General features: G+C 66.1%; 4 protein-coding genes. 2 read left to right on the forward strand and 2 right to left on the reverse strand.

The window, feature by feature from the left end:
• The first annotated feature begins 316 nt into the window (after positions 1-316).
• Positions 317-457: a hypothetical protein gene (locus C1J00_RS45715; RefSeq protein ID WP_180989864.1), complete on the forward strand. Its 141-nt coding sequence runs from the start codon at positions 317-319 to the stop codon at positions 455-457.
• A gap of 272 nt (positions 458-729) precedes the next feature.
• Here the strand turns inward: C1J00_RS45715 and C1J00_RS39550 are convergent, their stop codons facing one another.
• Together C1J00_RS39550 and C1J00_RS39555 are read right to left on the reverse strand one after the other, a co-directional pair.
• Positions 730-2,172 carry a non-reducing end alpha-L-arabinofuranosidase family hydrolase gene (locus C1J00_RS39550; protein WP_180989865.1) on the reverse strand — a complete coding sequence of 481 codons (1,443 nt, stop codon included), beginning with the start codon at positions 2,170-2,172 and terminating at the stop codon, positions 730-732.
• A 358-nt stretch (positions 2,173-2,530) separates the two neighbouring features.
• A complete protein-coding gene (locus tag C1J00_RS39555) occupies positions 2,531-2,758 on the reverse strand; it encodes a hypothetical protein (RefSeq protein WP_245936693.1) in 228 nt (75 codons plus the stop codon).
• Between the two features lie 155 nt (positions 2,759-2,913).
• On the opposite strand from C1J00_RS39555, the gene C1J00_RS39560 reads away from it, so the two are divergent.
• Positions 2,914-3,828: a S41 family peptidase gene (locus C1J00_RS39560; protein WP_102913696.1), complete on the forward strand. Its 915-nt coding sequence runs from the start codon at positions 2,914-2,916 to the stop codon at positions 3,826-3,828.
• Positions 3,829-4,004: the final 176 nt, after the last annotated feature.

A 4,004-nucleotide genomic window follows, 5' to 3' on the forward strand; every position in this document is an offset into this window, starting at 1 on the left:
GGCCTCGACCGGTACAACGCGACCGCGTCCGCTTTGAACTCCGGCGGGTAGTGCTTCATCACCATCTGTGCAGGACTCCTGTCCACCCGGACCATCAAGATCCAAGTGTCTCCGGTGTCCAACATCCAGGGTCAAGGCCCGTCCGTGAGCGTCGCCGCCACGTCGTCCACCCAGCGCACGCCAACCGGAACTGCCGGCCACCCGCCCGGACGAGATCCGGTCCCGGGACGTAACGCGGCTGCGCGGACCGGGCAAACGGGTCTTCTGCCACCTGTACTCGATCGTCGACATCTACAGCCGCTACACCGTCGTCCGGATGGTCGCCGTCCGCGCCGACGTCCTGACCGCCGTCCACCAGCGCACCCCTGAACGGTTCGTCAACAAGCCACCCACCCCGCCGATCACCCCCACCAACGTGTGGATCAACCAGCCGGACGACCACGCCGCCGCCCAGTGATCACCTCGGACGCCGACGACCCCGGCTCACTCGACAAACCCTGAAAACCGACCGATTCACCAGGCTTGACACGTTCCGCGTCTCGTCGTCGACCAGGACGAGGCCGCCACCATCCGGGTTCTCCACGTGGCGGCGGGCTCGGCCTTGCGCCGAGCCCGCCGCTCCCACTCCACCCGTTCCTGATCGCTCGCTGTGACGCTCACCCGGTTCGGCGTACGTCGTTGCCCGCGAGCGTCAGGAACAGCGGAGCCGGACCTGTGTCACGCCACCGGTTAGCGCTGCAGTGTCAGCACGCCAGGCCGGTACGGCAGGGTGCCGTAGTCCCCGCCGTCGGTGGCGGGGTCGCGCCCCTGGTAGAGGAACTGCAGGTTGCAGGGGTCAATGGTCTTGGTCTGGTCGGGGTTGGTGCGAACCAGATCGCCGTGGCTGATGTCCCTGGTCCAGGCCGTCGCGCCGCTGTTGGCACTGCCGGCGAAGGGGCTGGCCGCGGTCTCGGCCTGCGGCTGCGGTGTCCACGTGCCGTCGAGGCTGGTGGCCGTGAACGAGCGGAAGTAGCGACCATACCCCGTGTAATTCTGGGCCTCGACGATCATGAGGTACTGGTTCTGGCCCTGAACCTTGTAGACCTCCGGCGCCTCGAACAGGTTGAGCTCCGTGTCACTCATGATCTTCGTGACCGAACCGAAGGTGCCCGGGAAGCTGCCGATGGGCATGCTGGACCGGTAGATGTCGCCCTTGTCGTTGGCGAAGAACATGTACATGTTCGTGTCGTCGCCGATGAGGGTCACGTCGAGGGGGCCCCCCTTCGGGAGGGTGCCCGTCCACAGCTCCTGCTGCGCGGACCAGCCGTTGGGGTTGGTGGGGTCGCTAGAGGTGCGGTAGGAGAAGCTGTAGGGATAACCCCCGTTGTAGGCGAGCACCCAGAGGTTCTTCGGGGCGAAGTTGAACAGCGTCGGCGCGATGCCATCGAAGGGAATCGTGTTCTGGGTGGCGGTAGCCATGTCGGACCAGTTCGTGAAGGGGCTGAAGGTCGTCAATCCCCAGCGCCCCTTCTCACCGGCGACGGTGTCGTGCGTCGTGGCATAGACGACGTGCTTGCCGTTGTGCTTCACGGTGGTGAAGTCCTTGAGCGAGGCCCACCCCGCCTTCGGCTCCGCCAGCGGGCCGGTCGAGTTCCACCGGTAGGTCGACGGAAGAGCACACGCGTTGGTCACTCCGGACAGGCCGGTCCACTTCTGGTTGGCGCCGCCGGTGCACGACCAGAGCCGCACCTCCGTGCCGTTGGCCTTACCCCAGCCCGAGGCCTCCAGGCACAGCCCGGACCGCACGCCGATGATCGTGCCGTCGGGGTTCACCCGCCACTGCTGGTTCTCCGTGCCGGTGCACGTCCAGATCTGCACCGGGGTCCCGGGCGTGGTGCCGCCGTTCCGGGCATCCAGGCACTTGTTGCCGTACACGGTCAGCTGGGCGCTGTCCGTCAGCGTCCACTTCTGATTGGTTCCGCCGTGGCAGTCCCAGATGTGCACGTTCGCGCCGTCGGTCTGGCTGAAGCCAGCCACATCGAGACAGCGGCCGGAATCAACACCGCGCACGTCGCCGGTGGTGGCCGCCTGAGCCGGGCTGGCGACGATCAGGGCCGCCAATGAAGTCATGACCGCGACCGCCGCGGCGAGCACCGCGGACGGATGCCTGCGGCGGGAACTACGTCTGCGCATGGGACCTCGTCGTCCTACTTGAGTGAGCGGGTTTCCGGTCGGCCCGTCGGGAACTGTGCGGACCTCGATCGACACACACCCCCGGGATGTTCGTTACGTCGAACAAAGGCCGGAATGTCGATCAACTGGATGATAGGGAACCGGTGAACGACGTCAATACCTCTCACATAACTCGCAAGCCGCAACATTCACAGACTGCAAGCAGGCGGCCTCAAGTCCCCTGGCTGTACGGGTCTCTGGCGTGAGGGCAGGTAGCGGGCGGGCGCGGGCTTGGTGATCATTACGGACCCCGACCAGGCCGCTCACCCGAGCCTCTGGTACGGCACTGTGCCCAACCCGCGCTGTGCACAGTGCTCACTCAGTAGCCGGCCTCCCGGCCGCGGTGCGGTCCGGGCTCCTGCGTGCGGTGCGCTCGCTGGTCGTCCTGGCGCGCCGGTTGCGCTCCGTCGGCATCGTCCTGTTCGGCGTAGCGGTCCGCGCGGGTGCGGGAGTCGTCGGCCGCCTTGGCGAAGGCGTCCTGGAGGTGGCGCAGTCGCTCGGCTGTGAGTGCGTGTTTCTGAACCGGGGTCGGCCGTGCGTTGATCATCGGAAGTTAGGGTCACCAATAGATCGAGGTTTGGCTGACTGGGAGGACACATGGTTCGGGGGCGTTTGCTGCGTTTAAGGGCTGCTGGGTTGGTGTGTGTACTCGCTGTCGGGGCTGGGTGCTCGGGAGGGGAGGCGTCGCCCCCTGGCCCGGCAATGTCTGACAAGGCCCGGTCCTACCTGTCCACCGCGTTGGACCTCATGGAGGACAAGGCACTTCGCCGCGACGATGTCGACTGGGATGAGGTACGGCGAACAGCCTTCACCGAAGCCGGCAACGCGCAGCGTCCTGGCGATACCTATCGAGCCATTGAGGCGGCCCTGGGCAGATTGGGAGACGGGCACAGCAGTTTCTACGACCCAAGGAAGGCGACAGAGCTGCACGGGGACGAGCAGATCCGCAACCCTGTGGAAGGGCGGGCGTTAGCCGACCGCCTGGGGTTTCTGTCGCTCCCCGGCGTCCAGGGATCTGAGAAGGTCTATCAACAGTACGTGCGGGAGGGGCGAAATGCCGTGGCGAAGGCTAATCGTCCGAACGCCTGCGGCTGGGTGATCGACCTGCGCCGCAACCTCGGTGGCAACATGTGGCCAATGCTTGCCGTCGTGGGACCGATCCTTGGTGACGGCAATGTCGGATCATTCGTCGATGCGGATGGCAAGAAGACGGTGTGGTCCATTGAGAAGGGCAGCCCTCGTTTGGACGGTGATTCCACCGGCTGGGGAACAAGTCCTCCCGTAGGTGGCGGATCGGCCCCCGTTGCGGTGCTCACCAGCCGTTCCACTGGCAGTTCCGGGGAGGCGGTGACCGTGGCCTTCCGCGGGCGCCCTTATACGCGCTCCTTCGGCGAGGACACCTCAGGCGTCCCCACCGGCAACGCACAGCATCGACTGCCCGACGGGGCGATCCTCAACCTGACAGAGTGGAAGGACGCCGACCGCACAGGGCGCGCATACGACAGCCCCATACCGCCTGACCAGCCAGTCGTCGACAACCTCGGGCGCGGAGGAAGCAAAGATCCCGTCCTGGACGCGGCAACGCAATGGTTGTCCGAGCAGCCCGGCTGCTCGTAGGCGGCCCGGGTGATCAGCTGGCCGACGCCGGTTTCCTTGGCCAGCTGGGGGGCCTTGACCCCGGATGTTGGACACCGGAGACACTTGGATCTTGATGGTCCGGGTGGACAGGAGTCCTGCACAGATGGTGATGAAGCACTACCCGCCGGAGTTCAAAGCGGACGCGGTCGCGTTGT

The organism is Streptomyces cahuitamycinicus (assembly GCF_002891435.1).
Taxonomy (GTDB): Bacteria; Actinomycetota; Actinomycetes; order Streptomycetales; family Streptomycetaceae; genus Streptomyces; species Streptomyces cahuitamycinicus.

Excerpts from the sequence above, each read along its gene's own strand:
- C1J00_RS45715 (WP_180989864.1), top strand. The coding sequence starts at position 317 with ATGGTCGCCGTCCGCGCCGACGTCCTGACCGCCGTCCACCAGCGCACC.
- C1J00_RS39550 (WP_180989865.1), bottom strand. The coding sequence starts at position 2,172 with ATGCGCAGACGTAGTTCCCGCCGCAGGCATCCGTCCGCGGTGCTCGCC.
- C1J00_RS39555 (WP_245936693.1), bottom strand. The coding sequence starts at position 2,758 with ATGATCAACGCACGGCCGACCCCGGTTCAGAAACACGCACTCACAGCC.
- C1J00_RS39560 (WP_102913696.1), top strand. The coding sequence starts at position 2,914 with ATGTCTGACAAGGCCCGGTCCTACCTGTCCACCGCGTTGGACCTCATG.